This is a genomic window from Nocardia australiensis (assembly GCF_020733705.1).
GTDB lineage: Bacteria > Actinomycetota > Actinomycetes > Mycobacteriales > Mycobacteriaceae > Nocardia > Nocardia australiensis.
On sequence record NZ_JAJFZM010000001.1, the window covers coordinates 2,795,617 to 2,820,208 of the forward strand.

17 protein-coding genes and 3 rRNA genes are annotated in these 24,592 nt (G+C 62.7%); 16 read left to right on the forward strand and 4 right to left on the reverse strand.

What is annotated here, in order from left to right:
- Positions 1-9: 9 nt before the first annotated feature.
- The 13 genes from atpA to LKE06_RS12700 all read left to right on the forward strand — a co-directional run bounded on the left by atpA (position 10) and on the right by LKE06_RS12700 (position 15,266).
- Complete coding sequence (atpA, locus tag LKE06_RS12640; RefSeq protein WP_227998805.1) at positions 10-1,647, forward strand: F0F1 ATP synthase subunit alpha; 1,638 nt, start codon at positions 10-12, stop codon at positions 1,645-1,647.
- Positions 1,648-1,712: 65 nt separating this feature from the next.
- Entirely contained in the window at positions 1,713-2,684 is a 972-nt protein-coding gene (locus LKE06_RS12645; RefSeq protein ID WP_227998806.1) for a F0F1 ATP synthase subunit gamma, read from the forward strand.
- Positions 2,685-2,774: 90 nt separating this feature from the next.
- Positions 2,775-4,217: a F0F1 ATP synthase subunit beta gene (gene atpD, locus LKE06_RS12650; RefSeq protein ID WP_227998807.1), complete on the forward strand. Its 1,443-nt coding sequence runs from the start codon at positions 2,775-2,777 to the stop codon at positions 4,215-4,217.
- 6 nt (positions 4,218-4,223) lie between these two features.
- The gene (locus LKE06_RS12655; RefSeq protein WP_227998808.1) at positions 4,224-4,601 is read left to right on the forward strand and encodes a F0F1 ATP synthase subunit epsilon; all 378 of its coding nucleotides are present in this window, start codon (positions 4,224-4,226) and stop codon (positions 4,599-4,601) included.
- A 250-nt stretch (positions 4,602-4,851) separates the two neighbouring features.
- Positions 4,852-5,274, forward strand: a complete 423-nt coding sequence (locus tag LKE06_RS12660; protein ID WP_227998809.1) for a DUF2550 domain-containing protein — start codon at positions 4,852-4,854, stop codon at positions 5,272-5,274.
- Positions 5,275-5,358: 84 nt separating this feature from the next.
- Complete coding sequence (locus tag LKE06_RS12665) at positions 5,359-5,943, forward strand: cob(I)yrinic acid a,c-diamide adenosyltransferase (protein ID WP_227998810.1); 585 nt, start codon at positions 5,359-5,361, stop codon at positions 5,941-5,943.
- Positions 5,944-6,075: 132 nt separating this feature from the next.
- Positions 6,076-7,335 carry a UDP-N-acetylglucosamine 1-carboxyvinyltransferase gene (gene murA / locus LKE06_RS12670; RefSeq protein WP_227998811.1) on the forward strand — a complete coding sequence of 420 codons (1,260 nt, stop codon included), beginning with the start codon at positions 6,076-6,078 and terminating at the stop codon, positions 7,333-7,335.
- A 475-nt stretch (positions 7,336-7,810) separates the two neighbouring features.
- Positions 7,811-9,327, forward strand: a 16S ribosomal RNA gene (locus tag LKE06_RS12675).
- 331 nt (positions 9,328-9,658) lie between these two features.
- Positions 9,659-12,796, forward strand: a 23S ribosomal RNA gene (locus LKE06_RS12680).
- A gap of 132 nt (positions 12,797-12,928) precedes the next feature.
- Positions 12,929-13,045 (forward strand): 5S ribosomal RNA (gene rrf / locus LKE06_RS12685).
- The 16S, 23S and 5S rRNA genes sit together here, the layout of an rRNA operon.
- A gap of 200 nt (positions 13,046-13,245) precedes the next feature.
- Positions 13,246-13,977, forward strand: a complete 732-nt coding sequence (locus tag LKE06_RS12690) for a rhomboid-like protein (RefSeq protein ID WP_227998812.1) — start codon at positions 13,246-13,248, stop codon at positions 13,975-13,977.
- Positions 13,978-14,030: 53 nt separating this feature from the next.
- On the forward strand, positions 14,031-14,741 hold the full coding sequence (nucS, locus tag LKE06_RS12695; RefSeq protein WP_227998813.1) for an endonuclease NucS: 711 nt from the start codon (positions 14,031-14,033) through the stop codon (positions 14,739-14,741).
- Between the two features lie 222 nt (positions 14,742-14,963).
- Positions 14,964-15,266, forward strand: a complete 303-nt coding sequence (locus tag LKE06_RS12700; RefSeq protein WP_227998814.1) for an Rv1322 family protein — start codon at positions 14,964-14,966, stop codon at positions 15,264-15,266.
- Between the two features lie 647 nt (positions 15,267-15,913).
- Here the strand turns inward: LKE06_RS12700 and LKE06_RS12705 are convergent.
- Complete coding sequence (locus tag LKE06_RS12705) at positions 15,914-16,918, reverse strand: coiled-coil domain-containing protein (RefSeq protein ID WP_227998815.1); 1,005 nt, start codon at positions 16,916-16,918, stop codon at positions 15,914-15,916.
- 86 nt (positions 16,919-17,004) lie between these two features.
- Positions 17,005-17,466: a methylmalonyl-CoA epimerase gene (gene mce, locus LKE06_RS12710; RefSeq protein WP_227999425.1), complete on the reverse strand. Its 462-nt coding sequence runs from the start codon at positions 17,464-17,466 to the stop codon at positions 17,005-17,007.
- Between the two features lie 160 nt (positions 17,467-17,626).
- Here mce and LKE06_RS12715 point away from each other — a divergent pair, with 160 nt between their 5' ends.
- From LKE06_RS12715 to LKE06_RS12725, 3 genes are all read left to right on the forward strand, one after another.
- Entirely contained in the window at positions 17,627-18,805 is a 1,179-nt protein-coding gene (locus LKE06_RS12715) for an acetyl-CoA C-acetyltransferase (protein WP_227998816.1), read from the forward strand.
- Between the two features lie 173 nt (positions 18,806-18,978).
- Complete coding sequence (locus LKE06_RS12720; RefSeq protein ID WP_227998817.1) at positions 18,979-19,347, forward strand: DUF3817 domain-containing protein; 369 nt, start codon at positions 18,979-18,981, stop codon at positions 19,345-19,347.
- A gap of 61 nt (positions 19,348-19,408) precedes the next feature.
- A complete protein-coding gene (locus tag LKE06_RS12725; RefSeq protein WP_227999426.1) occupies positions 19,409-20,257 on the forward strand; it encodes a tetratricopeptide repeat protein in 849 nt (282 codons plus the stop codon).
- 107 nt (positions 20,258-20,364) lie between these two features.
- On the opposite strand, the gene glgB is transcribed toward LKE06_RS12725, so the two are convergent.
- Together glgB and LKE06_RS12735 are read right to left on the reverse strand one after the other, a co-directional pair.
- Entirely contained in the window at positions 20,365-22,536 is a 2,172-nt protein-coding gene (gene glgB / locus LKE06_RS12730) for a 1,4-alpha-glucan branching protein GlgB (RefSeq protein ID WP_227998819.1), read from the reverse strand.
- Positions 22,533-24,536, reverse strand: a complete 2,004-nt coding sequence (locus tag LKE06_RS12735; protein WP_227998820.1) for an alpha-1,4-glucan--maltose-1-phosphate maltosyltransferase — start codon at positions 24,534-24,536, stop codon at positions 22,533-22,535. The genes glgB and LKE06_RS12735 overlap by 4 nt, the downstream gene beginning before the upstream one ends.
- Between the last annotated feature and the right edge of the window lie 56 nt (positions 24,537-24,592).

Consider the following 24,592-nt stretch of genomic DNA (forward strand, 5'->3'; position numbering starts at 1 on the left):
AGGAAGACTATGGCGGAGCTGACGATCTCCACCGATGAGATCCGTAGCGCGATCGAGAGCTACACCCAGAGCTACACCCCGGAAACCTCCATCGAAGAAGTCGGTGTCGTCACCGACACCAGTGACGGTATCGCGCACGTCAGCGGCCTGCCTTCGGCGATGGCCAATGAGTTGCTCGAGTTCCCCGGTGGCGTGCTCGGCGTCGCGTTGAACCTCGAGGACCGCGAAATCGGTGCGGTTATCCTCGGCGAGTTCGCCAGCCTCGAAGAGGGCCAGGAAGTTCGCCGCACCGGCGACGTGCTCTCGGTGCCGGTGGGCGACAAGTTCCTCGGCCGCGTGGTCAACCCGCTCGGTCAGCCGATCGACGGCCTCGGTGTTATCGAGGCCGAAGAGCAGCGCGTGCTCGAACTGCAGGCCGCGACGGTGCTGGAGCGCCAGCCGGTCGAGGAGCCGATGGCCACCGGTATCACCGCCATCGACGCGCTGACCGCGATCGGCCGTGGTCAGCGTCAGCTGATCATCGGCGACCGCAAGACCGGCAAGACCGCGGTCTGCATCGACGCGATCCTGAACCAGAAGGCCAACTGGGAGTCGGGCGATCCGACCAAGCAGATGCGCTGCATCTACGTCGCGATCGGCCAGAAGGGCTCCACCATCGCGGGCGTCAAGACCGCGCTGGAGGCGCACGGTGCGATGGAGTACACCACCATCGTCGCTGCCCCCGCGTCGGACTCCGCCGGCTTCAAATGGCTTGCGCCCTACACCGGTTCGGCGCTGGGCCAGCACTGGATGTACCAGGGCAAGCACGTTCTGATCGTGTTCGACGACCTGACCAAGCAGGCCGAGGCGTACCGCTCGATCTCGCTGCTGCTGCGCCGCCCGCCGGGCCGCGAGGCGTACCCGGGTGACGTCTTCTACCTGCACTCCCGTCTGCTCGAGCGTTGTGCGAAGCTGTCCGACGCGATGGGCGCGGGCTCGATGACCGGTCTGCCGATCATCGAGACCAAGGCCAACGACATCTCGGCCTTCATTCCGACCAACGTCATCTCCATCACCGACGGCCAGGTCTTCCTCGAGTCCGACCTGTTCAACAAGGGTGTCCGCCCTGCGATCAACGTCGGTACCTCGGTCTCCCGCGTCGGTGGCGCCGCCCAGACCAAGGGCATGAAGAAGGTCGCCGGTTCGCTGCGTCTGGAAATGGCGCAGTACCGCGAGCTCGAGGCGTTCTCCGCCTTCGCCTCCGACCTGGACGCGGCCTCGCTGGCGCAGCTGGAGCGTGGCGCCCGCTGGGTGGAGTTGCTCAAGCAGGACCAGTACTCGCCGGTCGCCGTCGAAGACCAGATCGTTTCGATCTTCCTGGTCGACGCCGGTTACTACGAGTCGGTCCCGGTTGCCGACATTCGTCGCTTCAACACCGAGCTGATCGAGGACCTGCACCGCACCGCATCCGAGGCGTTCGAGTCGATCACCGGCGGCAAGGTGCTGGCCGGCGATGCGGCCGACGCGATCAAGGTGGCGACCGAGAAGTTCAAGCAGGGTTTCCTTGCTTCTGACGGCACCCGTGTGGTGAACGAGGCGGGCGCGGGCGATCTCGACCACGAAGAGGTCGAGTCGCTGTCGGTGACCCGCAAGCACGTCGAGAAGTAGCGCGGGGCAATCCATGCGTTATGCCGCCAATCAGACATCGCGAATGAAGGGAGAGTGAACCGCTGATGGCAAACCTGCGTGAATTGCGCTCCCGCATTCGTGGTGTGAATTCGATCAAGAAGATCACCAAGGCCCAGGAGCTGATCGCGACCTCGCGTATCACCAAGGCTCAGGCCAGGGTCGCGGCGGCCAAGCCGTACGCGGAGGAGATCACCAAGGTTCTCGGCGAGCTCGCGAGCGCTTCCAAGAGCCTGTCGCATCCCCTGTTGACCGAGCGGGAAAACCCGCGTCGCGCCGCGATCCTGGTGATTACCAGTGACAGCGGTATGTGTGGTGGCTACAACTCGAACGTGCTCAAGCGCGCCGAGGAGCTCATGACCACGCTGCGTGGCGAGGGTAAAGAGCCCGTGGTGTACGCGATGGGCAATAAGGGCCTCATCTACTACACCTTCCGCAACCGGGCGCCGCTCGCGTCGTGGACCGGGTTCTCCCAGCAGCCGAAGTACACCGATGCCTCGGCCGCGTGCCGTCACCTGGTGGACAGCTTCATGGCCGGCTCCGACGGTGTAGTACCGGCCCCGAACGGGACCGGTGACATCGCGGGGGTCGACGAACTGCATATCGTCTACACCCGTTTCGTCTCGATGCTGACGCAGACCCCGGAGGTGCGCCGCTTGGCGCCCATCCAGGTGAGCTATGTCGACGAGAACTTCGACCTGGGTGAGGACAGTCTGTCCGATTCGGCCACCGCCGATGTGCAGGCTCAGTACGAGTTCGAGCCCGACGCCGATGTGCTGCTGGCAGCGCTGCTGCCCAAGTACGTCAACACGCGTATCTACTCATCGTTGCTCGAGGCAGCGGCATCCGAGTCCGCGGCTCGGCGCACCGCAATGAAGGCCGCCACCGATAACGCCAACGAACTTTCGAATGTCCTTACCAGGCAGGCGAATTCGGCACGGCAGGCCCAGATTACGCAGGAAATCTCAGAAATCGTGGGCGGCGTGAACGCGCTGGCTTCGAGCTCGGACCGCGACTAAGCGCAGCGGCATGAGAAACAGGCCCGAAGGAGGCAGCTTGCGTAACCACGAAGGGCCCCTCGAATGCCGCAAATCGACACGGAGAGAAATATGACCGCAGCAGTCACCCAAGAAAGCCGGACGGGCGCGAAAACAGGCCGCGTCGTCCGTGTTATCGGCCCCGTCGTGGACGTCGAGTTCCCCCGGGGTTCGATCCCTGAGCTGTTCAACGCCCTGCACGCCAAGATCGAACTGGCGGCCGTGGCGAAGACCCTGACCCTCGAGGTTGCCCAGCATCTCGGTGACAACATCGTGCGCACCATCTCGATGCAGCCGACCGACGGCCTGGTCCGCGGGGCCACCGTGTCCGACACCGGCAAGCCGATCTCGGTGCCCGTCGGTGACATCGTCAAGGGCCACGTGTTCAACGCCCTCGGCGATTGCCTCGACGCTCCCGGCCTCGGCCGCGACGGCGAGCAGTGGGGCATCCACCGCAAGCCCCCGTCATTCGACCAGCTCGAGGGCAAGACCGAGATCCTCGAGACCGGTGTGAAGGTCATCGACCTGCTGACCCCGTATGTAAAGGGCGGCAAGATCGGTCTGTTCGGTGGCGCCGGTGTCGGCAAGACCGTGCTGATCCAGGAGATGATCACCCGTATCGCGCGCGAATTCTCCGGTACGTCGGTGTTCGCCGGCGTCGGTGAGCGCACCCGTGAGGGCACCGACCTGCACCTGGAAATGGCCGAGATGGGCGTCCTTCCGGACACCGCCCTTGTCTTCGGCCAGATGGACGAGCCGCCGGGCACCCGTATGCGCGTCGCGCTCTCGGCCTTGACCATGGCCGAGTACTTCCGCGACGTGCAGCACCAGGACGTGCTGCTGTTCATCGACAACATCTTCCGGTTCACCCAGGCCGGTTCCGAGGTGTCGACGCTGCTCGGCCGTATGCCCTCCGCCGTCGGTTACCAGCCCACGCTGGCCGACGAGATGGGTGAGCTGCAGGAGCGCATCACCTCGACCCGTGGTCGGTCGATCACGTCGCTGCAGGCCATCTACGTGCCCGCCGATGACTACACCGACCCGGCCCCGGCGACCACCTTCGCCCACCTCGATGCGACGACCGAGCTTTCCCGCCCGATTTCGCAGAAGGGCATCTACCCGGCCGTCGACCCGCTGACCTCGACCTCCCGCATCCTGGAGGCCTCGATCGTCGGTGCCGAACATTTCCGGGTCGCCAACGAGGTCAAGCGGATCCTCCAGAAGTACAAGGAACTGCAGGACATCATCGCCATCCTCGGCATGGACGAACTTTCCGAGGAGGACAAGGTCCTCGTCGGCCGTGCCCGTCGCCTGGAGAAGTTCCTCGGCCAGAACTTCATTGTCGCCGAGAAGTTCACCGGCCAGCAGGGTTCGGTGGTGCCGCTGTCCGACACCATCGAGGCGTTCGATCGCGTCTGCAAGGGCGAGTTCGACCACTTCCCGGAGCAGGCGTTCAACAGCTGCGGTGGACTCGACGACGTCGAGGCCGCCGCGAAGAAGATCGCCGGAAAGTAGTCACCGATGGCGGATATGTCAGTTGATCTGGTCGCGGTCGAGCGACTGCTCTGGTCCGGCCAGGCGTCGTTCGTCGGCGCGCAGACCACCGAGGGACAGATCGGCATCATGGCCGGCCATGAGCCGCTGCTCGGCCAGCTGATCGAGGGCGGCACCGTGACGATCGTCGATACCGACGGTCAGCGGATTGTTGCCGCGGTGCACGGCGGATTCTTCTCGGTCACCGCGACGAGCGTGCGGGTGCTTGCCGAATCGGCGGAGTTCGCTACCGAGGTTGATATCGAGGCCGCACGGCGGGTCCTGGCCGATGGGGAGGCCACCGAGGTAGAGCAACGGGCGGCCCAGGCTCGGGTGCGCGCGGTCGAGCAGAACGCGCACGTTTAGTCACACCCGCACCACCAGTAAGACGTCACTGTCGGCGGCGATACCATTCGCCGCCGACAGTGTTGTTTGTAAAACACGGCCGCCCCAATTTGTAAGATCGGGTCCATGGTTGAATGACGCCAAGTGGTGTGAGCCACGGGCCGGTGGCGGCAGCATCCGCAACCACGGACGGCCCGCTGATACCACTGATCGAATACCGTGTCGCCGACACGGCGGTTGAGCGAAGGGACGTACGGCATTGCAGACCGGGATGGTTCTCCTGATCATTCTGGTGTTGGTGCTCGTTTCCGTGGCATTGGCCTCGACCTACCGCCTGATCATGCTTCGTCGCGGCGGTACCGCCGCGATTCTTCGGGTATTGCCCGCACAAGGCGGACAGGGGTGGCGGCACGGCCTGATCCGATACGACGAGGATCGCCTGGTTTTCTACAAGCTCTCCAGTCTCAAACTCGGCCCCGATTCGACAATTCGGCGTCAGGGCATCGAGATCGGCGATCGTCGCAGCCCACGCGGCGACGAGTTCGACATCATGACCGAAGAAATCCTGGTCACCTCGGTGTCGGGTTCCCAAGGCCACTACGAACTCGCTCTCGACCGCGGTTCGATGGCGGCCTTTCTCTCCTGGGTCGAATCCCGCCCCTCCGACCGCACCCGACGTCTGCCAGGGCTCTGAGCCGCTCGTTACGAAATCGGCGTTTATGAGTCATCCGATGGTGGGACGGGCGTTCTGGGCCGTACAAACATCTAAGGTGGTCGTGTGAGCGTGCACTTGACGCGGATATACACGCGGACCGGGGATGATGGGACCACCGGTCTCAGCGATTTCTCGCGGGTCGCCAAGACCGATCCACGCCTGGTCGCCTACGCCGACTGCGATGAGGCCAACGCCGCCATCGGGGTTGCGCTCGCGCTGGGCAGTCCGGCACCGGAATTGCTCGCGGTGCTGCGTCAGGTGCAGAACGATCTGTTCGACGCGGGCGCCGATCTTTCGACCCCCACTGTGGCGGAACCGAAGCACCCACCGCTGCGGGTTACCCAGCCCTACATCGACCGGCTCGAATCCTGGTGCGATGAGTTCAATGCCGAATTGGCGCCGCTGAATTCGTTCATTCTGCCCGGTGGCACACCGTTGGCCGCGCTGCTTCATACCGCGCGTACTGTCGCTCGCCGCGCCGAACGCTCGGCATGGGCCGCGATCGAAGCACACCCGGACGACACGAGCGTGCTGCCCGCCAAGTATTTGAACCGTCTGTCCGATCTGCTGTTTATCCTGAGCCGGGTCGCCAATCCTGGCGGTGATGTGCTCTGGAAGCCGGGCGGCGACCAGGCGGGTGCATCATGATGGACGCGAGCGCGGACATAACGGGCTCGACTTGTCGCGGCTGAGCCAGGCACCTACCGCCGGCCCGCAACGTAACTATCGTGACACTGAATATTGCGCTGAATACCCGGAGAGGCGGGACTGAGAGGCGGCATGGAACGGTTTTTGGTTACCGGCGGGAATCGACTCGTCGGTGAGGTCGCGGTTGGGGGTGCCAAGAACAGCGTCCTCAAGCTGATGGCGGCTGCCCTGCTGGCCGAGGGCACGACCACCATTACGAACTGCCCGGACATCCTCGATGTCCCACTGATGGGAGATGTACTGCGCGGCCTCGGCTGTGACGTGACGATCGACGGTTCGGTCGTCACTATCAATACGCCCGCCGAGCCGAAGTACCACGCGGATTTCCCCGCCGTGACGCAGTTCCGTGCGTCGGTCTGTGTGCTCGGCCCACTCATGGCCCGGTGCAAACGCGCCGTCGTCGCGTTGCCGGGTGGCGACGCGATCGGCTCGCGTCCGCTGGACATGCACCAGGCGGGCTTGCGTCTGCTCGGTGCGACCAGCGAAATCGAGCACGGTTGCGTCGTCGCGCGCGCGGACGAACTGCAGGGCGCGCGAATCAGGCTGGATTTTCCGTCGGTCGGGGCGACCGAGAACATCCTCATGGCGGCGGTGCTGGCCGAGGGGGAGACCGTCATCGACAACGCCGCACGCGAACCCGACATCGTCGACCTGTGCAACATGCTGGTCCAGATGGGTGCCCGGATCAGCGGTGCGGGCACATCGGTATTGACCATCCAGGGCGTCGAGCGGTTGTCGCCGACGACGCATCGGGTGATCGGCGACCGAATCGTGGCCGCCACCTGGGGTATCGCCGCGGCGATGACCATGGGCGATGTCCGAGTCACCGGCGTCAACCCGAAGCACCTTTCGCTGGTGCTGGACAAGCTACGTTCGGCCGGCGCGCGAATCTCGTTCGAACCCGACGGATTCCGCGTCATCCAGGCCGACCGCCCCCGTGCGGTCAACTTCGCGACGCTGCCCTTTCCCGGTTTCCCGACCGACCTGCAGCCGATGGCCATCGGCCTGGCCGCGATCGCCGACGGCACGTCGATGATCACCGAGAACGTCTTCGAGGCGCGCTTCCGATTCGTCGAGGAGATGATCCGGCTCGGCGCCGACGCCAGGACCGATGGCCACCACGCCGTGGTGCGCGGGATTCCGCGTTTGTCGAGTGCGCCGGTGTGGTCATCGGATATTCGAGCCGGTGCCGGTCTGGTACTTGCGGGACTGGTTGCCGATGGCGTCACCGAGGTACACGATGTCTTCCATATCGACCGCGGCTACCCGAACTTCGTCGAGCAGTTGCAAGCACTGGGCGGTCAGGTGGAGCGGGTCGGTGCGGCGGAATGACCATGTGTCCTCGAAAACCGTTACTGACCAGGCGATTTGACATCGTGTACGTAGCCACGTAACTTTATTCGAGTCAGAGCGACACGGACACCGACCCGGGGCCGAGAAGCTGAGCGGAAACGCTGAGCGAAGGACCAGGGAAACGAGGTAGGACGTCGAGCGCCTGGCGATCACACTGGCTTGATTAGAACCCCGGTTTGCGCTTGGGTTTGCGACTGAGCTAAGCTTGAAAAGTTGCCTCACCGGTCAATCAGAGTTTTCTGGGCGATGGTTTGTGCGTGTGTTCTTTGAGAACTCAATAGTGTGTCGATGAATGTCAGTGCCAATTTTTATTGGTTCCGGCTCCTCAAACCCCCGTTTGGGTGGGTCGGACATTTAGTCAGCAAAGTTTTTTGCTGGCGTTTTGTTTTGCTGGGTTTTCGGACTCTAGTTTAGATATTTCTGATTCGCTCCTTTTGGGGTGTTTCGAGAGTCTTCAACGGAGAGTTTGATCCTGGCTCAGGACGAACGCTGGCGGCGTGCTTAACACATGCAAGTCGAGCGGTAAGGCCTTTCGGGGTACACGAGCGGCGAACGGGTGAGTAACACGTGGGTGATCTGCCTCGCACTTCGGGATAAGCTTGGGAAACTGGGTCTAATACCGGATATGACCACGGATCGCATGGTTTGTGGTGGAAAGATTTATCGGTGTGAGATGGGCCCGCGGCCTATCAGCTTGTTGGTGGGGTAATGGCCTACCAAGGCGACGACGGGTAGCCGACCTGAGAGGGTGACCGGCCACACTGGGACTGAGACACGGCCCAGACTCCTACGGGAGGCAGCAGTGGGGAATATTGCACAATGGGCGAAAGCCTGATGCAGCGACGCCGCGTGAGGGATGACGGCCTTCGGGTTGTAAACCTCTTTCGACAGGGACGAAGCGTGAGTGACGGTACCTGTAGAAGAAGCACCGGCCAACTACGTGCCAGCAGCCGCGGTAATACGTAGGGTGCGAGCGTTGTCCGGAATTACTGGGCGTAAAGAGCTTGTAGGCGGTTTGTCGCGTCGTCCGTGAAAACTTGGGGCTCAACCCCAAGCTTGCGGGCGATACGGGCAGACTTGAGTACTTCAGGGGAGACTGGAATTCCTGGTGTAGCGGTGAAATGCGCAGATATCAGGAGGAACACCGGTGGCGAAGGCGGGTCTCTGGGAAGTAACTGACGCTGAGAAGCGAAAGCGTGGGTAGCGAACAGGATTAGATACCCTGGTAGTCCACGCCGTAAACGGTGGGTACTAGGTGTGGGTTTCCTTCCACGGGATCCGTGCCGTAGCTAACGCATTAAGTACCCCGCCTGGGGAGTACGGCCGCAAGGCTAAAACTCAAAGGAATTGACGGGGGCCCGCACAAGCGGCGGAGCATGTGGATTAATTCGATGCAACGCGAAGAACCTTACCTGGGTTTGACATACACCAGAAACACCTAGAGATAGGTGCCCCCTTGTGGTTGGTGTACAGGTGGTGCATGGCTGTCGTCAGCTCGTGTCGTGAGATGTTGGGTTAAGTCCCGCAACGAGCGCAACCCTTATCTTATGTTGCCAGCGCGTAATGGCGGGGACTCGTGAGAGACTGCCGGGGTCAACTCGGAGGAAGGTGGGGACGACGTCAAGTCATCATGCCCCTTATGTCCAGGGCTTCACACATGCTACAATGGCCAGTACAGAGGGCTGCGAGACCGTGAGGTGGAGCGAATCCCTTAAAGCTGGTCTCAGTTCGGATCGGGGTCTGCAACTCGACCCCGTGAAGTTGGAGTCGCTAGTAATCGCAGATCAGCAACGCTGCGGTGAATACGTTCCCGGGCCTTGTACACACCGCCCGTCACGTCATGAAAGTCGGTAACACCCGAAGCCGGTGGCCTAACCCTTGTGGAGGGAGCCGTCGAAGGTGGGATTGGCGATTGGGACGAAGTCGTAACAAGGTAGCCGTACCGGAAGGTGCGGCTGGATCACCTCCTTTCTAAGGAGCACATCTCCATGACGCCTCACATAGGTGAGTGTGGTTGTGGCAGAGACCGTTTAGTTCTCATTCGTAGGACTGCGGACGCTCATGGGTGGAACACTGACAAGTTTCTCGTATTCGGGGCGGTTACATGACCGGCTCGCGAGGATATATCGGCACACTGTTGGGTCCTGAAAGAACACGCGAGTGTTTCTTTCGAGGTAATACGACGATCCGCTCGGATTTTCTGTTCATACCGGGGAGGCTGGAAGGTCTTCTGCTGGTGCAGGTGTGAGGTTTGAGTGGGTGTGTTGTTTGAGAACTGCACAGTGGACGCGAGCATCTTTGTTAGTAAGTGTTTAAGAGCGTACGGTGGATGCCTTGGCACCAGGAGCCGATGAAGGACGTAGGAGGCTGCGATAAGCCTCGGGGAGCTGTCAACCGAGCTGAGATCCGAGGATTTCCGAATGGGGAAACCCAGCACGAGTGATGTCGTGTTACCCGCATCTGAATATATAGGGTGTGTGGAGGGAACGTGGGGAAGTGAAACATCTCAGTACCCACAGGAAGAGAAAACAATAGTGATTCCGTGAGTAGTGGCGAGCGAAAGCGGAAGAGGCTAAACCAGGAGCGTGTGATAGCCGGCAGGCGTTGCGTTTTTGGGGTTGTGGGGCTCATTTTCTTGGTTCTGCCGGACTGAGCGGGAGTCAGAAAAGAATGCGTTAGTCGAAGTGGTCTGGGATGGCCTGCCGTAGACGGTGAGAGTCCGGTAGACGAAAACGTGTTCTCTCTTGTAGTGAGTACCCGAGTAGCAGCGGGCCCGTGAAATCTGCTGTGAATCTGCCGGGACCACCCGGTAAGCCTGAATACTCCCTGGTGACCGATAGCGGACTAGTACCGTGAGGGAAAGGTGAAAAGTACCCCGGGAGGGGAGTGAAATAGTACCTGAAACCGTGCGCTTACAATCCGTCAGAGCTTGTGCACAGTTTACTGTGGTGGGTGATGGCGTGCCTTTTGAAGAATGAGCCTGCGAGTTAGTGGCATGTGGCGAGGTTAACCCGTGTGGGGTAGCCGTAGCGAAAGCGAGTCCGAATAGGGCGTTTTCAGTCGCGTGTTCTAGACCCGAAGCGGAGTGATCTACCCATGGCCAGGGTGAAGCGACGGTAAGACGTCGTGGAGGCCCGAACCCACTTAGGTTGAAAACTGAGGGGATGAGTTGTGGGTAGGGGTGAAAGGCCAATCAAACTCCGTGATAGCTGGTTCTCCCCGAAATGCATTTAGGTGCAGCGTCACGTGTTTCACGCCGGAGGTAGAGCTACTGGATGGTCTAGGGGGCCTACAAGCTTACCGAAATCAGCCAAACTCCGAATGCCGGTGTGTGAGAGCGTGGCAGTGAGACTGCGGGGGATAAGCTTCGTAGTCGAGAGGGAAACAGCCCAGATCGCCGGCTAAGGCCCCTAAGCGTGTACTAAGTGGAAAAGGATGTGGGGTCGCGAAGACAACCAGGAGGTTGGCTTAGAAGCAGCCACCCTTGAAAGAGTGCGTAATAGCTCACTGGTCAAGTGATCCTGCGCCGACAATGTAGCGGGGCTCAAGTACACCGCCGAAGCCGCGGCATTCACGCGTAACACCGATTTTCTTCTGCGGGAGATTATCCAGTGGTGTGGATGGGTAGGGGAGCGTCGTGTAGCCAGGGAAGCGGCGGAGTGATCCAGTCGTGGAGGCTATGCGAGTGAGAATGCAGGCATGAGTAGCGAAAGACGAGTGAGAAACTCGTCCGCCGAATGACCAAGGGTTCCTGGGCCAGGTTAATCCGCCCAGGGTGAGTCGGGACCTAAGGCGAGGCCGACAGGCGTAGTCGATGGACAACGGGTTGATATTCCCGTACCCGTGTATCCGCGCCCATGATGAATCAGTTGTGCTAATTGTCCTGAACCTCCGAGAAGACCTTCGGGTCTCGGGTGAGGGGATGCACGAGACCCCGGCTGGTAGTAGTCAAGCGATGGGGTGACGCAGGAAGGTAGCTGGGCCAGTCAGTGGTTGTACTGGTGTAAGCCTGTAGGGCGCAACATAGGTAAATCCGTGTTGCATAAGCCTGAGAGGTGATGCGTAGCCGATTGAGGCGAATTCAGTGATCCTATGCTGCCGAGAAAAGCCTCTAGTGAGTTGGTGCACGGCCCGTACCCCAAACCGACACAGGTGGTCAGGTAGAGAATACTAAGGCGATCGAGAGAACTGTGGTTAAGGAACTCGGCAAAATGCCCCCGTAACTTCGGGAGAAGGGGGACCCGATCTGGTGATGGAATTTACTTCTGGAGCTGGGTTGGGTCGCAGAGACCAGAGAGAAGCGACTGTTTACTAAAAACACAGGTCCGTGCGAAGTCGTAAGACGATGTATACGGACTGACGCCTGCCCGGTGCCGGAAGGTTAAGAGGACCGGTTAGCTGCCCTTGGGTGGCGAAGCTGAGAATTTAAGCCCCGGTAAACGGCGGTGGTAACTATAACCATCCTAAGGTAGCGAAATTCCTTGTCGGGTAAGTTCCGACCTGCACGAATGGCGTAACGACTTCTCTGCTGTCTCAACCACAGACTCGGCGAAATTGCATTACGAGTAAAGATGCTCGTTACGCGCGGCAGGACGAAAAGACCCCGGGACCTTCACTATAGCTTGGTATTGGTGTTCGGTACGGTTTGTGTAGGATAGGTGGGAGACTGTGAAGCATGCACGCTAGTGTGTGTGGAGTCGTCGTTGAAATACCACTCTGATCGTATTGGACCTCTAACCTCGGACCATGATCTGGTTCAGGGACAGTGCCTGGTGGGTAGTTTAACTGGGGCGGTTGCCTCCTAAAATGTAACGGAGGCGCCCAAAGGTTCCCTCAGCCTGGTTGGCAATCAGGTGTCGAGTGCAAGTGCACAAGGGAGCTTGACTGTGAGAGCGACAGCTCGAGCAGGGACGAAAGTCGGGACTAGTGATCCGGCACCGGCAAGTGGAAGCGGTGTCGCTCAACGGATAAAAGGTACCCCGGGGATAACAGGCTGATCTTCCCCAAGAGTCCATATCGACGGGATGGTTTGGCACCTCGATGTCGGCTCGTCGCATCCTGGGGCTGGAGTAGGTCCCAAGGGTTGGGCTGTTCGCCCATTAAAGCGGCACGCGAGCTGGGTTTAGAACGTCGTGAGACAGTTCGGTCTCTATCCGCCGCGCGCGTTAAGAAACTTGAGGAAGGCTGTCCCTAGTACGAGAGGACCGGGACGGACGAACCTCTGGTGTGCCAGTTGTTCCGCCAGGAGCACTGCTGGTTAGCTACGTTCGGAAGGGATAACCGCTGAAAGCATCTAAGCGGGAAGCCTGTTCCAAGATGAGGTTTCTCACCACCTTCGAGTGGTTAAGGCCCCCCACAGACCATGGGGTTGATAGGCCAGAACTGGAAGCCCGGTAACGGGTGTAGGTGACTGGTACTAATCGGCCGAGGACTTACCAACAAAGAAGCTACGCGTCCACTGTGCAGTATCTGAAACAACACACAGACACTGCAGTATCAAGTTGATCCTTCCGATAGAGGAATCTATCGGGGTGGGGTACTGATGCTGCGGGTGTGGATAGTTTCATAGAGTTACGGCGGCCATAGCGGCAGGGAAACGCCCGGTCCCATTCCGAACCCGGAAGCTAAGCCTGCCAGCGCCGATGGTACTGCACTCGACAGGGTGTGGGAGAGTAGGACACCGCCGGAACATCATTCGCGAAAGCCCCCAACACTGTTGGGGGCTTTCCGCGTATCCAGGACTACACTGACCACACCGCGCGAACTGGTTTCGCAGCAATTTCGCAGAGAACAATCAGAGTACGCAGAGCCTCGGCGGTGATCATGGAGACTGACACCATGGAGTAGGAAATACTCAGTGCTGTCGACGCCGAGACAATGGAGGTGTTCGTGGTCGTTGCGACTACGCCGGTCGACGAGGGATCGGTTGATCCCGGCTCGCCGACCCGTTCCCGATGGTGGTGGCCGCGGTTGCCGGCAACCTCCGGGTATCTGAGCGTTCTCGTCATCGTCACGGCGGTCTTCACCGCGGTAGGGGAATCCACTCGGTCCAGGGTGGTGTTGGATGCCAGTACGAACCTGAACAACCTGCTGGACGGCCGCCTAGGCACACTTTTCGCGAGTGCTCTGGTGATCGGTGATGTCGGCGTCGCGTGGATGATCATTCCACTGTTGGGATGCCTACTTGCCTTGGCGGAACTGCGGTTCGGCGCGATGCGATTGATGCATGTGTTTCTGGCGGGGCATATCGGCGCGACCTTGCTTGTCGCCGCTGGGCTTTGGGTGGCTGTGACCGCAGGATGGCTGCCCGCGAGCATCAGCTGGGCAGAGGACGTCGGGATCAGCTACGGCGCGATGGCGCTGGTGGGTGCGCTCATTGCCGCCATGCCGCCCCGGTGGCGAATCGGTTGGGCGGGGGCGTGGTTCGTTGTCGGGGCCGGGGGCATCGTGCTGGGACAGACCTTCACCAATGTCGGACATCTTTTGTCGCTGTGTATCGGGTTGACCGCCGGGTACGGGATGATCCGAGCCAAGGCGGCGTCGCCACGGAGACTTACTCGGGTGGAATGGGCATTGCTCGCCACCAGCATTGTTCTTGCTGGTGCGGTGTTACTGGGCTGAAGACAGCGCGACCCGGCGCTCGGCTGTTGTGTTCGCTCACCTACAGTGCTGTGGTGCGCCTAGTGATTGCTCGCTGTCAGGTCGACTACGTGGGGCGACTCACCGCCCATCTGCCGATGGCTCGTCGGTTGCTATTGATCAAGGCCGACGGTTCGGTCCTTGTGCATTCCGACGGCGGTTCGTACAAGCCGTTGAACTGGATGAGCCCGCCGTGCTGGCTGGAGGAGCGCAGCGGTGAGGTTGCTGCCGCGAGGGCCGATTCCGCGTTACCCGACGGAGCCAAGGCGCTGTGGGTAGTCACCAATAAGGCAGGCGAAGAGCTCCGCATCACCATCGAGGATGTCGAGCACGACACCTCGCATGAGCTCGGTGTCGATCCGGGTTTGGTGAAAGATGGTGTCGAAGCCCATCTTCAGGAACTCCTCGCTGAACACGTGCAGACCCTCGGGGCCGGTTACACACTCATCCGCCGCGAGTATATGACTGCGATCGGACCGGTTGATCTGCTGTGCCGGGACGCCGACGGCGCCACTGTCGCGGTCGAGATCAAACGACGCGGTGAGATCGACGGCGTCGAACAGTTGACTCGCTATCTCGAACTGCTGAACCGCGACCCTTTGCTGGCCCCGGTCGCTGGCGTGTTTGCCGCTCAGCAAATCAAGCCGCAGGCACGGACCCTGGCTGAGGATCGTGGGATTCGTTGCCTGGTCCTCGACTACAACGCTCTACGTGGCACGGAGAGCAGCGAATTCCGCCTCTTCTAAGGGGGACCTCTGGCTCGACACCGAACTGGCCGAGCGGCCTAGGAGATCGGCCGCAGCTCGGCCCAAATGGCGGTGAGCTGGGCAGCCTAACCGTCTCGCCGAGTGATTGCCTTGCCGATGCGTGGCCGTACGCCTGGTATAGGGAGTACGGGTGCTCGGCCTACTGTGGCCTGTGTGCGGGCGCGGCCGAGTGCTGTCGTGTGCGCATATAGGCTGGTGAGTATGCCTCGTCGGAAGCCGCGTGCCGATCGCCGGGCGGGTCCGTCCGCAGGCGGCGGTTTCGGTGACGTGTTCGGTCGTACCGAACCGGGCCCCGACAGTGACGACCTGTACACGGTTCGGACGATTCCCGGTAGTCGCGCAATCAAGACCTATCGCTGCCCGGGTTGTGATCACGAGATTTCGCCGGGCGTAGCCCATATCGTCGCGTGGCCGGCGTACGGCGGTGAAGATGAACGAAGGCACTGGCATCGCGGCTGCTGGAACGGCCGCCAAACCCGCAGAATTACCCGTCGTTGGTCATGAATACTGTGCGTAAGCCCGAGACCCAGTGAGCGCTTCATTGGGCACCCGCTGACTACTGTTCAGATCGGATGCGCGACTTGCGAATTGGACTTGGAATGAATTGTGGCTCGTCGGGTAACGCGGGTTAGATGGGGTGCGCGGTTCGTGACGCTGGTTCTGGAGCGCGCGTTGCCGTGACCTGACAGTTGATTTCCTAAGTGTGCAGTTAGATCTCGATCAAGACGGATTCTCCGTACGCGCTGTCAGGTTTTTGTGATTGCTTGCGGCAATTTCGGCATTCGTGAAGTGCAGTGGTATCAAGAGCGCAAATCGGCTGTGTAGCAATAGCTTTCGTTGTTTCAGTTGGCTTTCCTGGTCGCTGCACGACATCAGTGCAGGTGGGTCGTCACCGGATGTCTGGGCAGCAACGGCGTATATCAAGGCGTGGCAACTGATTTCGTGAGCACATGGGTTACTCGCCGGGTGCGCACAAAACTCAACCGCCATTTCACGTGGGACCTAGACGCGGATTTCTCGACACCCAACTTGTATGGCCTGAATACGCGGAGAGGTAGGTGGGTGTGGCAATAGAGAAGGCCGCCCCGGATGGGGCGGCCTCTGGTGTGCATTTTGTTGTTTCGAGCCGCGTGTCGCCGCGTAGCCCGAGGTCAGTTCGTGCTGTCGGCGTTCTCGCGTTCCTCGTCGACGATGTCGTCGTCTTCGGTGGCAGCCTCGGGGATGGCCTTGGTGCGGGAGCCGGTCACGGACTTGGTGTTGTTGCCGATCGACTTCCGCTGCTGATCCGGAACCCCGTCCAGCAGTTCGCTTTCGCGGTTGACGGCCGCCAGCATGGCGGGCACGGAGTCGAGCTGGCCGCGGATGCCGAGCAACTGGGCGAGGACCCGGCCGCGCAGTACGCGCATCTCCTCCGCCAGTTCCTTCGCGTGCGCGATCTTGCGCTCGGAGGTCTGGGTGGCGGAGGTGATGAGGCGGTTGGACTCGTCGGTCGCGTCCTTGATCCGCTGTGCGGCCTCGGCGCGGCTGGTGGCCTCCAGCTCTTCCATGGCGCGGGTGAGCTTGGTTCGGCGCTCGGCCATGGTGACCTCGAAGTCCTGCTGGGTCGCCTTGCGCTTGGCGTCGGCTTCCTTGCCGAGGCGATCAGCCTCGGCCTGGGCGGCTTCGATGATCTTCGCGGACTCGGTACGCGCGTTCGCCAGGGTCTGCTCGAACTCGATCTCGAGTGCTTCGCGCTTTTCCTTGGTCTCGGCCAGCAACGACTCGTACTTGCCACGCATTTCGGTGGCCTGCTGCTCCGCGATCGACACCATTTCCGCGGCCTCGGCCTGCGCCAGGGCGCGGACCTCGGATGCCTCGTCGGAGGCCAGCCGGAGCATGCGGGAAATGCGGTCGGACATGCCTTCCGCGGTGGTCGGCGGAACCGAGAGCCGGTCGACCTCCTTGCGGAGTTCGTCGATCTCGTCCCGCGCGTCCTCCAACTGGCTCGCGAGGTTACGGGCTTGTGCCGCAGCAGCATCGCGGTCAGTGGCGGTGACCCTCAGCTCTGCATCGAAGCGGTCGAAGTAGTTGCGTACCTCGTCTTGCGCGTAACCCTTGCGCACAACGGTGAAGGGCAGTGCAACGAAGCGATTGCGATCGGACTCAGGTGACGACATGGCCAACAAACTACAGCCTACCGGGACGTCATGGTGACTCGACTGGGAATGTGATTCAGCCGAGACTTTTCGACCCGATCTCGGGCCTAGTGCGCAACTTCCGCGTTCGGTTCGACCAACTCGACTAGCACACCGCCAGCATCCTTCGGGTGGATGAAATTGATGCGGGAATCGGCCGTTCCGTGCCTGGGGGCTTCGTACAGCAAACGGACGCCGCGATCACGTAGAAACGTTGAGACGGCATCGATGTCGGTGACGCGGTAGGCCAGCTGCTGCAGACCGGGTCCGCTGCGGTCGATGAATTTGGCGATCGTCGAGTCGGCGTTGAGGGGCGCCAGCAACTGCAGGGCAGTCGCACCGTCCGGTGCACCGGGCAGCGACAGCATGGCCTCGTGCACGCCCTGGCTGTCGTTGACCTCGCGATGGGTCTCGATCATGCCGAGATTCTCTGCGTACCAGGCGATTGCGGCATCCAGGTCGGGCACGGCGATGCCGACGTGGTCGATGGCGACGACGTAGTCACCGGGGATGAATTTCGAAGGATCCATAACATTGCTCACCACTCGAACGTAGCGCGTGTACCTGGCAGCGGTCGCCCGAGCCGGACAAGCTACCGTGGAGCACATGACTTGGCGTCGCGTCGGGGCTTCGTGAGATGACCCGATCGCTGGCGATCAACGCATGTTGCTCGAGGAAAGAGGGCTCGTCGTGACCACATCCGTGATCGTTTCCGGTGCGCGTACCCCGGTTGGCAGGCTGCTCGGGGGACTCAAGGGGTTCAGCGGGTCCGACCTGGGCGGTTTCGCGATCAAGGCGGCACTCGAGAAGGGTGGTGTCGCGCCCGAAAAGGTCGATTACGTAATCATGGGCCAGGTGCTGACCGCGGGTGCGGGGCAGATCCCGGCGCGGCAGGCCGCGACGGCCGCGGGCATTCCGATGGATGTTCCCGCGCTGACGGTGAACAAGGTGTGCCTCTCGGGCATCAATGCGATCGCGCTCGCCGATCAGCTCATTCGTGCGGGGGAGTACGAGATCGTCGTCGCAGGCGGTCAGGAATCGATGAGCCAGGCGCCGCATCTACTCGAAAAGAGCAGGGAGGGCTTCAAATACGGCGATGTGACGATGCGGGACTCGATGGCCTACGACGGGCTGTACGACATCTTCACCGATCAGCCGATGGGCGCGCTCACCGAGCAGCGCAACGACACCGAACCGGTGAGCCGTGCGGATCAGGACGCGTTTGCCGCCGCGTCGCATCAGCGTGCGGCGCAAGCGTGGAAGAACGGGCTGTTCGACGACGAAGTGGTTCCGGTCGCGGTTGCGCAACGCAAGGGTGACCCGGTGCTGGTGAGTGCCGACGAGGGGATTCGTGCCGAAACCACCGCCGAGTCGCTGGCCAACCTGCGCCCGGCCTTCCGTAAGGACGGCACCATCACGGCGGGTACCGCCTCACAGATTTCCGACGGTGCCGCCGCTGTCGTGGTGATGAGCAAGGCCAAGGCGCAGGAGCTCGGGTTGAGCTGGATCGCCGAGATCGGCGCGGCGGGTGTTGTCGCGGGCCCGGATTCGTCGCTGCAGGATCAGCCTGCGAATGCGATCGCGAAGGCCTGTGCGCGCGAAGGTATTTCGCCCGCCGAGCTGGATCTGGTCGAGATCAACGAGGCGTTCGCCGCGGTCGGTATCGCGTCCACCCGCAAGCTGGGCATTGACCCGGAGAAGGTCAACGTCAACGGTGGCGCGATCGCGCTCGGGCATCCGCTCGGCATGTCCGGCGCGCGCATTCTGCTGCACCTCGCACTGGAGCTGAAGCGGCGCGGTGGTGGTATCGGAGCCGCTGCCCTGTGCGGTGGCGGCGGTCAGGGTGACGCGCTGATCGTCAAGGTCTAGGCGGCGGCCTCGCCTCCGCTCGGGCCGGCGCTTCCTGCGGCGGTGTCGCCTCTGCTCGGGCCGGCGCTTCCTTCGGCTGCGTCGCCGCCGGTTGCGCGGGGCGTCGTTGGAACTGTCCCAAGTGTGACGGGTTCAACTACGGTCCGTCGTAGGCGTCCGGCACAATGGTTGCTATGGGCAACTTCTTCGACCTGAGCACCGTCGCCAAGCGTTTCCGCTTCATTGCCGTCCTGGAGGCCATTTCCTGGGCCTTCCTGATCGTCGGCATGGTGTTCAAGCGCCTACCGGAGCCGGTGACCTGGCCGGTCCGGGTATTCGGGATGACGCACGGCATCATTTTCGTGGTGTTCGTGATCGTCGCACTGCTGGCGGCACGTGAGCTGGGCTGGAACGTGAAGACCGCGGCGCTGGCCCTGGTGTCGAGCATCCCGCCGTTCTGCACGGTGCTGTTCGAGATGTGGGCGGTGCGTTCGGGCAAGCTCGGTGAGCTCAGTGCCGCCGGTTCCATCGACGCCGGGGCACCCGCGTCCGCCACGTCGTGACAAACTGGAAACTGTGACTCGACCTGCTGCCCGCCGTCCTTCGCCCGCCGTCGCTGCCGCAATGTCCGGCGCGGTGGATTTGTCCAGCCTGAAGCAGCCGCCGGCAGGCGCGCCCAGCGCGCCCGGTGGCGATTACGCGGTGAACGAGACGGATTTCGAGACGAAGGTGCTACGCCGCTCGATCGCCGTCCCGGTGGTCGTCGCGCTGTACTCGCAGCGCAGCCCCGGCAGCATCGAGCTGGTCAAGCTGCTGGAGCGGCTTGTCGCCGAAGACGGTGACAGCTGGGTGCTGGCGACCGTCGAGGCCGAGAGCAATATACGGATCGCGCAGGCGTTCGGGGTGCAGGGCATTCCAACCGTGATCGCGGTCGCGGGTGGTCAGCCGCTCGCGGACTTCCAGGGCGCGCAGCCGGAATCTCAGGTTCGGCAGTGGCTCAACGCGGTCATCGACGCGGTGTCGGGCAAGCTTGAAGGTGGCGAACAGCAGCCGCAGCCCGCCGAGGACCCCCGGTTCACCGCCGCCGAGTCCGCGTTGGAGAACGGCGATCTGGCGGGGGCCGAGGCCGCCTACGAGGCGATCATTGCCGCCGAGCCGGGTAACGAGGAGGCCAAGAGCGCCTTGCGTCAGCTGCGCTTCCTGGCTCGCGCCCAGGAGATCCCGGACTCCGTGATCGCGACCGCCGCCGCCGACCCCACCGATGTGGCTGCCGCCCTAGATGCCGCTGATCTGGAAATGCTCAATCAGCGGCCGGAGGCATCCTTCGACCGCCTGATCGCACTGATCAAGCGCACGGCGGGCGATGACCGGACGACCGCGCGCACGCGGCTGTTGGAACTGTTCGAACTGTTCGACCCAGCCGAGCCGTTCGTCATCGCTGCCCGGCGCAAGCTTGCCGCCGCGCTTTACTAGACGCTAACCGGCGCGGCTGAGTCGGCGGCATGGATACGGTGCGCCGGGCGGGCACAGCTCGAACTGCTGCCTTCCCGGAGCGCGGCGTGGTCGCCGATACGAACCGACTATTCCGGCGCGAGCCAGATCGCACAGTTCGGTGGGAGGGTGACGACTGCGGAAGCTGGACGGCCATGCCAGGATTCGGAGGTGGCGATGACCGATCCGAGGTTGCCGATACCTGACCCGCCGTACTCGATCGCGTCGGTATTGAGGATTTCGCGCCAGCGACCGGTAGCGGGCAGGCCGATTCGGTATTCGCCATGTACCGCGCCCGAGAAGTTGTAGACGCAGGCGACGATCGAGCCGTCGGAGCCGTAGCGCAGGAAGGCGAGGACATTATTGGTCCGGTCGTCTGCCTCTATCCAGGAGTAGCCGCCGGGAGCGGTGTCCTGTGTCCACAGCGCGGGGTGCGCGCGGTAGACCGTGTTGAGGGCGCGAACAGCGACCGAGATGCCCTTGTGCAGGGGGTTGTCCAGCTCCTGCCAGTCCAGGCCACGGTCGTGTGACCATTCGCGGAACTGGCCGAAGTCTTGTCCCATGAACAGCAATTGTTTGCCGGGATGGGCCCACATATAGGCCAGCAGTGCGCGCACGCCCGAGGCCTTGGCGAAATCATCACCGGGCATCCGGGTCCACAGTGTGCCCTTGCCGTGCACGACCTCGTCGTGACTGATGGGCAGCACATAGTTTTCGCTCCACGCGTAGACCAGCGAGAAGGTGATCTCGTTGTGGTGCCAGGACCGGTGGATCGGGTCTCGGCCGAGGAAGCCGAGGGTGTCGTGCATCCAGCCCATATTCCATTTCATGGTGAATCCGAGCCCGCCGACATCGGTGCTCCTGGTGACGCCGGGCCAGCTGGTCGATTCCTCGGCGATCGTCACCGCGCCGGGATGGTGGCGGTGCACCGCGGCGTTGAGATCACGGAGGAACTCGACGGCTTCCAGATTTTCCCGGCCGCCGTGCACGTTCGGTTCCCAGCCCCCTTCGGGGCGTGAGTAATCCAGATACAGCATGGAGGCGACGGCGTCGACGCGCAGGCCGTCGATGTGGAATTCCTCGATCCAATACCGGGCGTTGGCGACCAGGAAGTTGCGGACCTCGTTGCGGCCGAAATCGAAAACGTAGGTGCCCCAGTCGAGTTGCTCGCCGCGGCGCGGGTCGGCGTGTTCGTAGAGTGCGGTGCCGTCGAAGCGAGCGAGTGCCCATTCGTCGCGCGGGAAGTGGGCGGGTACCCAGTCCAGTAGTACGCCGATTCCCGCGTCGTGCAGGTGGTCGACGAAAGCGCGGAAGTCGTCAGGGGAGCCGAAGCGAGCGGTGGGCGCGTAGTACGAGGTGACCTGGTAGCCCCACGAGCCGCCGAAGGGATGCTCGGCGATGGGTAACAGTTCGATGTGGGTGAAACCGGCCTCGCGCACGTAATCGGCGAGCTGACTCGCCATTTCGCGGTAGTTCAGGCCGGGTCGCCAGGAACCGAGATGCACTTCGTAGACGCTCATCGGCGCTCGGGTGGGGTCGGTGCGCTCGCGGTGCTCCACCCAGGCGAGATCGCGCCAGCGGTACCGACTCTCGGTTACCACCGAGGCGGTGGCGGGCGGTGTTTCGGTCGCGAAGGCGAGTGGATCGGCGTGATCGACGGTCCGTCCGTCGGCACCGTGGACCCGGTATTTGTATTTGGTGCCGACGCCGACGCCTGGCACGAATACTTCCCATACACCGGCGCTCCCGAGCGCGCGCATCGGCGCGGAGTTCCCGCTCCAGGAGTCGAAATCGCCTATGACGGTGACGCCGCGGGCATTCGGCGCCCACACCGCGAACGAGGTGCCGTCCACGTCCCCGTCGAGGGTGGTGTAGTGGCGCGGGTGCGCGCCGAGCACGTCCCACAACCGTTCGTGGCGGCCCTCACCGATCAGGTGCAGGTCGAGTTCGCCGACAGTCGGCAGGAAGCGGTAGCCGTCGGCGATGATGATGGTCTGCCCGCCGGGGTAGGTGGTCACCAGCCGGTAGTCCATCAGGTCCGGATAGGGCAGTACCGCACCGAATATGCCGTGCCCCAGGGATTTCAGTGGATGATCGACACCGCCGACGCGCGCCGAGACGGTGTCCGCGTGTGGCCGCAGGGCGCGGACCGCGGTGCCGTCGGGGTGCGGATGCGCGCCGAGCACGGTGTGCGGATCGCTGTGGGTGCCCGCTGCGAGCAGGAGCAGGTCGCGACGTTGGATGCCGGTGACTTCGCTCATCGGAACGTTTTCCGGTATGACAGTTCGGCCCGCACCCGCTGCGGCACCGGGGGCAGCGTCAGGATATGAGCGACCGCCCTCGACGGGTCCAGGCGCACGTAATTGGTTTGGGCCCAGTGGTATTCCTCGCCGGTGACCTCGTCGTACACGACGGGGTGGTCATGCCATTCGCGTCCGATGGCGGGCAGGTCGAGTGAAACCATGCCCTGTTCGGCCCCGAAGGGGTTGAGATTCAACACGATCAGCACCGCGTCGCCGCTGAGTGGGTCGATCTTCGAGTAGGCGATCAGCGCGTCGTTGTCGACGTGATGGAAGTGGATGCATCGCAGTTGCCGCAGCGCGGGGTGTGCACGGCGGATCTCGTTGAGGCGAGTGATCCACGGCTCCAACGATTCTCCGCGGGCCAGCGCCTCGGCGAATGGGCGGGGACGCAGTTCGTACTTCTCCGAATCGAGGTACTCCTCGCTGCCGGAGCGCACCGCCTGATGTTCGAACAGCTCGAATCCGGAGTAGATGCCCCAGGTCGGGGCGAGGGTGGCGGCAAGGGTCGCACGGATGGCGAACATGCCCGGCCCGCCGTGCTGCAGGCTCTCGTGCAGGATGTCGGGGGTGTTGGTGAACAGGTTGGGCCGGGCCTCGTCGGCCTTGGCGGCCAGCTCGTCGCCGAACTCGGTGAGCTCCCATTTGGCAACGCGCCAGGTGAAATACGTGTAGGACTGGCTGAATCCGCGCCGGGCCAGACCGTACAGCCGGGCGGGGCGGGTGAATGCCTCGGATAGGAAGATCACGTCGGGGTCGGTGTGCCGCACAGTCGCGATCAGCCACTCCCAGAAGTCGGCCGGCTTGGTGTGCGGGTTGTCGACCCGGAATATCTTGACGCCCAAGGTGATCCAGTGCCGCACCACCCGCAGCACTTCCGCGTACAGGCCATCGGGGTCATTGTCGAAATTGACCGGATAAATGTCCTGATACTTCTTCGGCGGGTTCTCGGCGTAGGCGATGGTGCCGTCCGGCAGGGTGGTGAACCACTCCGGATGCGCGCGCACCCAAGGATGGTCCGGCGCGCATTGCAAGGCCAGATCGAGCGCGACCTCGAGGCCGAGTTCGGCTGCGGCGGAGACGAAGTCGGTGAAGTCGGATTCGGTGCCCAGCTCCGGGGCGATGGCGTCGTGCCCGCCGTCTTTCGACCCGATCGCCCAGGGTGAGCCGACATCGTCGGGTTCGGCGACCAGCGAATTGTTGCGGCCCTTGCGATTGATCTCGCCGATGGGGTGGACGGGTGGCAGATAGACCACGTCGAAACCCATGGCAGCAATGCGGGGCAGCTCTTTTGCCGCCGTAGCGAAGGTGCCGTGAATCGGTCGGCCCTCGCTGTCGCGGCCGCCGGTCGAGCGGGGAAAGAACTCGTACCAGGAACCATAGAGCGCGCGGTGCCGCTCTACGTGCACGGTGTGCTGTTGGCCGCGGGTGAGCATGTCGCGCAGCGGGGTGTTGCGCAGGATCTCGGCGACGTCTTCAGCGAAGGCGGGCGCGACGCGGGCGGGCAGTTGTTCGCTGCCGCGCAGTGCGGCGGCGACTGCTCTGAGTCGCTCGAACTGCTGCTTCGGGACGGCCTGCGCGGCACGCTCGAAGAGTCGGGCGCCGATTTCGAGGTCATTGGCGAGGTCGTCGGCGCTCTGTCCGACCGACAACTTCGCTTCGACAGCCGCCCGCCAGGTGGCGATCGGATCGCTCCAGCCCTCGATGCGGTATGTCCACGCGCCGGGCAGGTTCGCGACGAACGTCGCATTGAAGACATCGGGCTCGAAGTCCGCGGCCATCCGGATTCGCGTCAGCCGCGACGATCCCGGCGCGCGGATCGCCAGGGTCGCTGCCACGGCGTCGTGCCCTTCGCACCAGACGACGGCCCGCACTGGGAAGACCTCGCCGACGACGGCCTTGGCGGGCCGACCGCCTGCGATGGACGGGGCAGTGTCATCGATAGCGATGCGGCCGGTCACGGAACCAACCGTACCGTTATGACACGCCGAAACGGTGATCGGCGGGGCGACCCTGG

What these genes read in the sequence shown, in the direction of transcription:
- atpD (WP_227998807.1), top strand. Translation starts at nt 2,775, where the DNA reads ATGACCGCAGCAGTCACCCAAGAAAGCCGGACGGGCGCGAAAACAGGC.
- LKE06_RS12645 (WP_227998806.1), top strand. Translation starts at nt 1,713, where the DNA reads ATGGCAAACCTGCGTGAATTGCGCTCCCGCATTCGTGGTGTGAATTCG.
- mce (WP_227999425.1), bottom strand. Translation starts at nt 17,466, where the DNA reads ATGGATCCTTCGAAATTCATCCCCGGTGACTACGTCGTCGCCATCGAC.
- LKE06_RS12725 (WP_227999426.1), top strand. Translation starts at nt 19,409, where the DNA reads ATGTCCGGCGCGGTGGATTTGTCCAGCCTGAAGCAGCCGCCGGCAGGC.
- LKE06_RS12720 (WP_227998817.1), top strand. Translation starts at nt 18,979, where the DNA reads ATGGGCAACTTCTTCGACCTGAGCACCGTCGCCAAGCGTTTCCGCTTC.
- murA (WP_227998811.1), top strand. Translation starts at nt 6,076, where the DNA reads ATGGAACGGTTTTTGGTTACCGGCGGGAATCGACTCGTCGGTGAGGTC.
- LKE06_RS12705 (WP_227998815.1), bottom strand. Translation starts at nt 16,918, where the DNA reads ATGTCGTCACCTGAGTCCGATCGCAATCGCTTCGTTGCACTGCCCTTC.
- atpA (WP_227998805.1), top strand. Translation starts at nt 10, where the DNA reads ATGGCGGAGCTGACGATCTCCACCGATGAGATCCGTAGCGCGATCGAG.
- LKE06_RS12700 (WP_227998814.1), top strand. Translation starts at nt 14,964, where the DNA reads ATGCCTCGTCGGAAGCCGCGTGCCGATCGCCGGGCGGGTCCGTCCGCA.
- glgB (WP_227998819.1), bottom strand. Translation starts at nt 22,536, where the DNA reads ATGAGCGAAGTCACCGGCATCCAACGTCGCGACCTGCTCCTGCTCGCA.
- LKE06_RS12660 (WP_227998809.1), top strand. Translation starts at nt 4,852, where the DNA reads ATGGTTCTCCTGATCATTCTGGTGTTGGTGCTCGTTTCCGTGGCATTG.
- LKE06_RS12655 (WP_227998808.1), top strand. Translation starts at nt 4,224, where the DNA reads ATGGCGGATATGTCAGTTGATCTGGTCGCGGTCGAGCGACTGCTCTGG.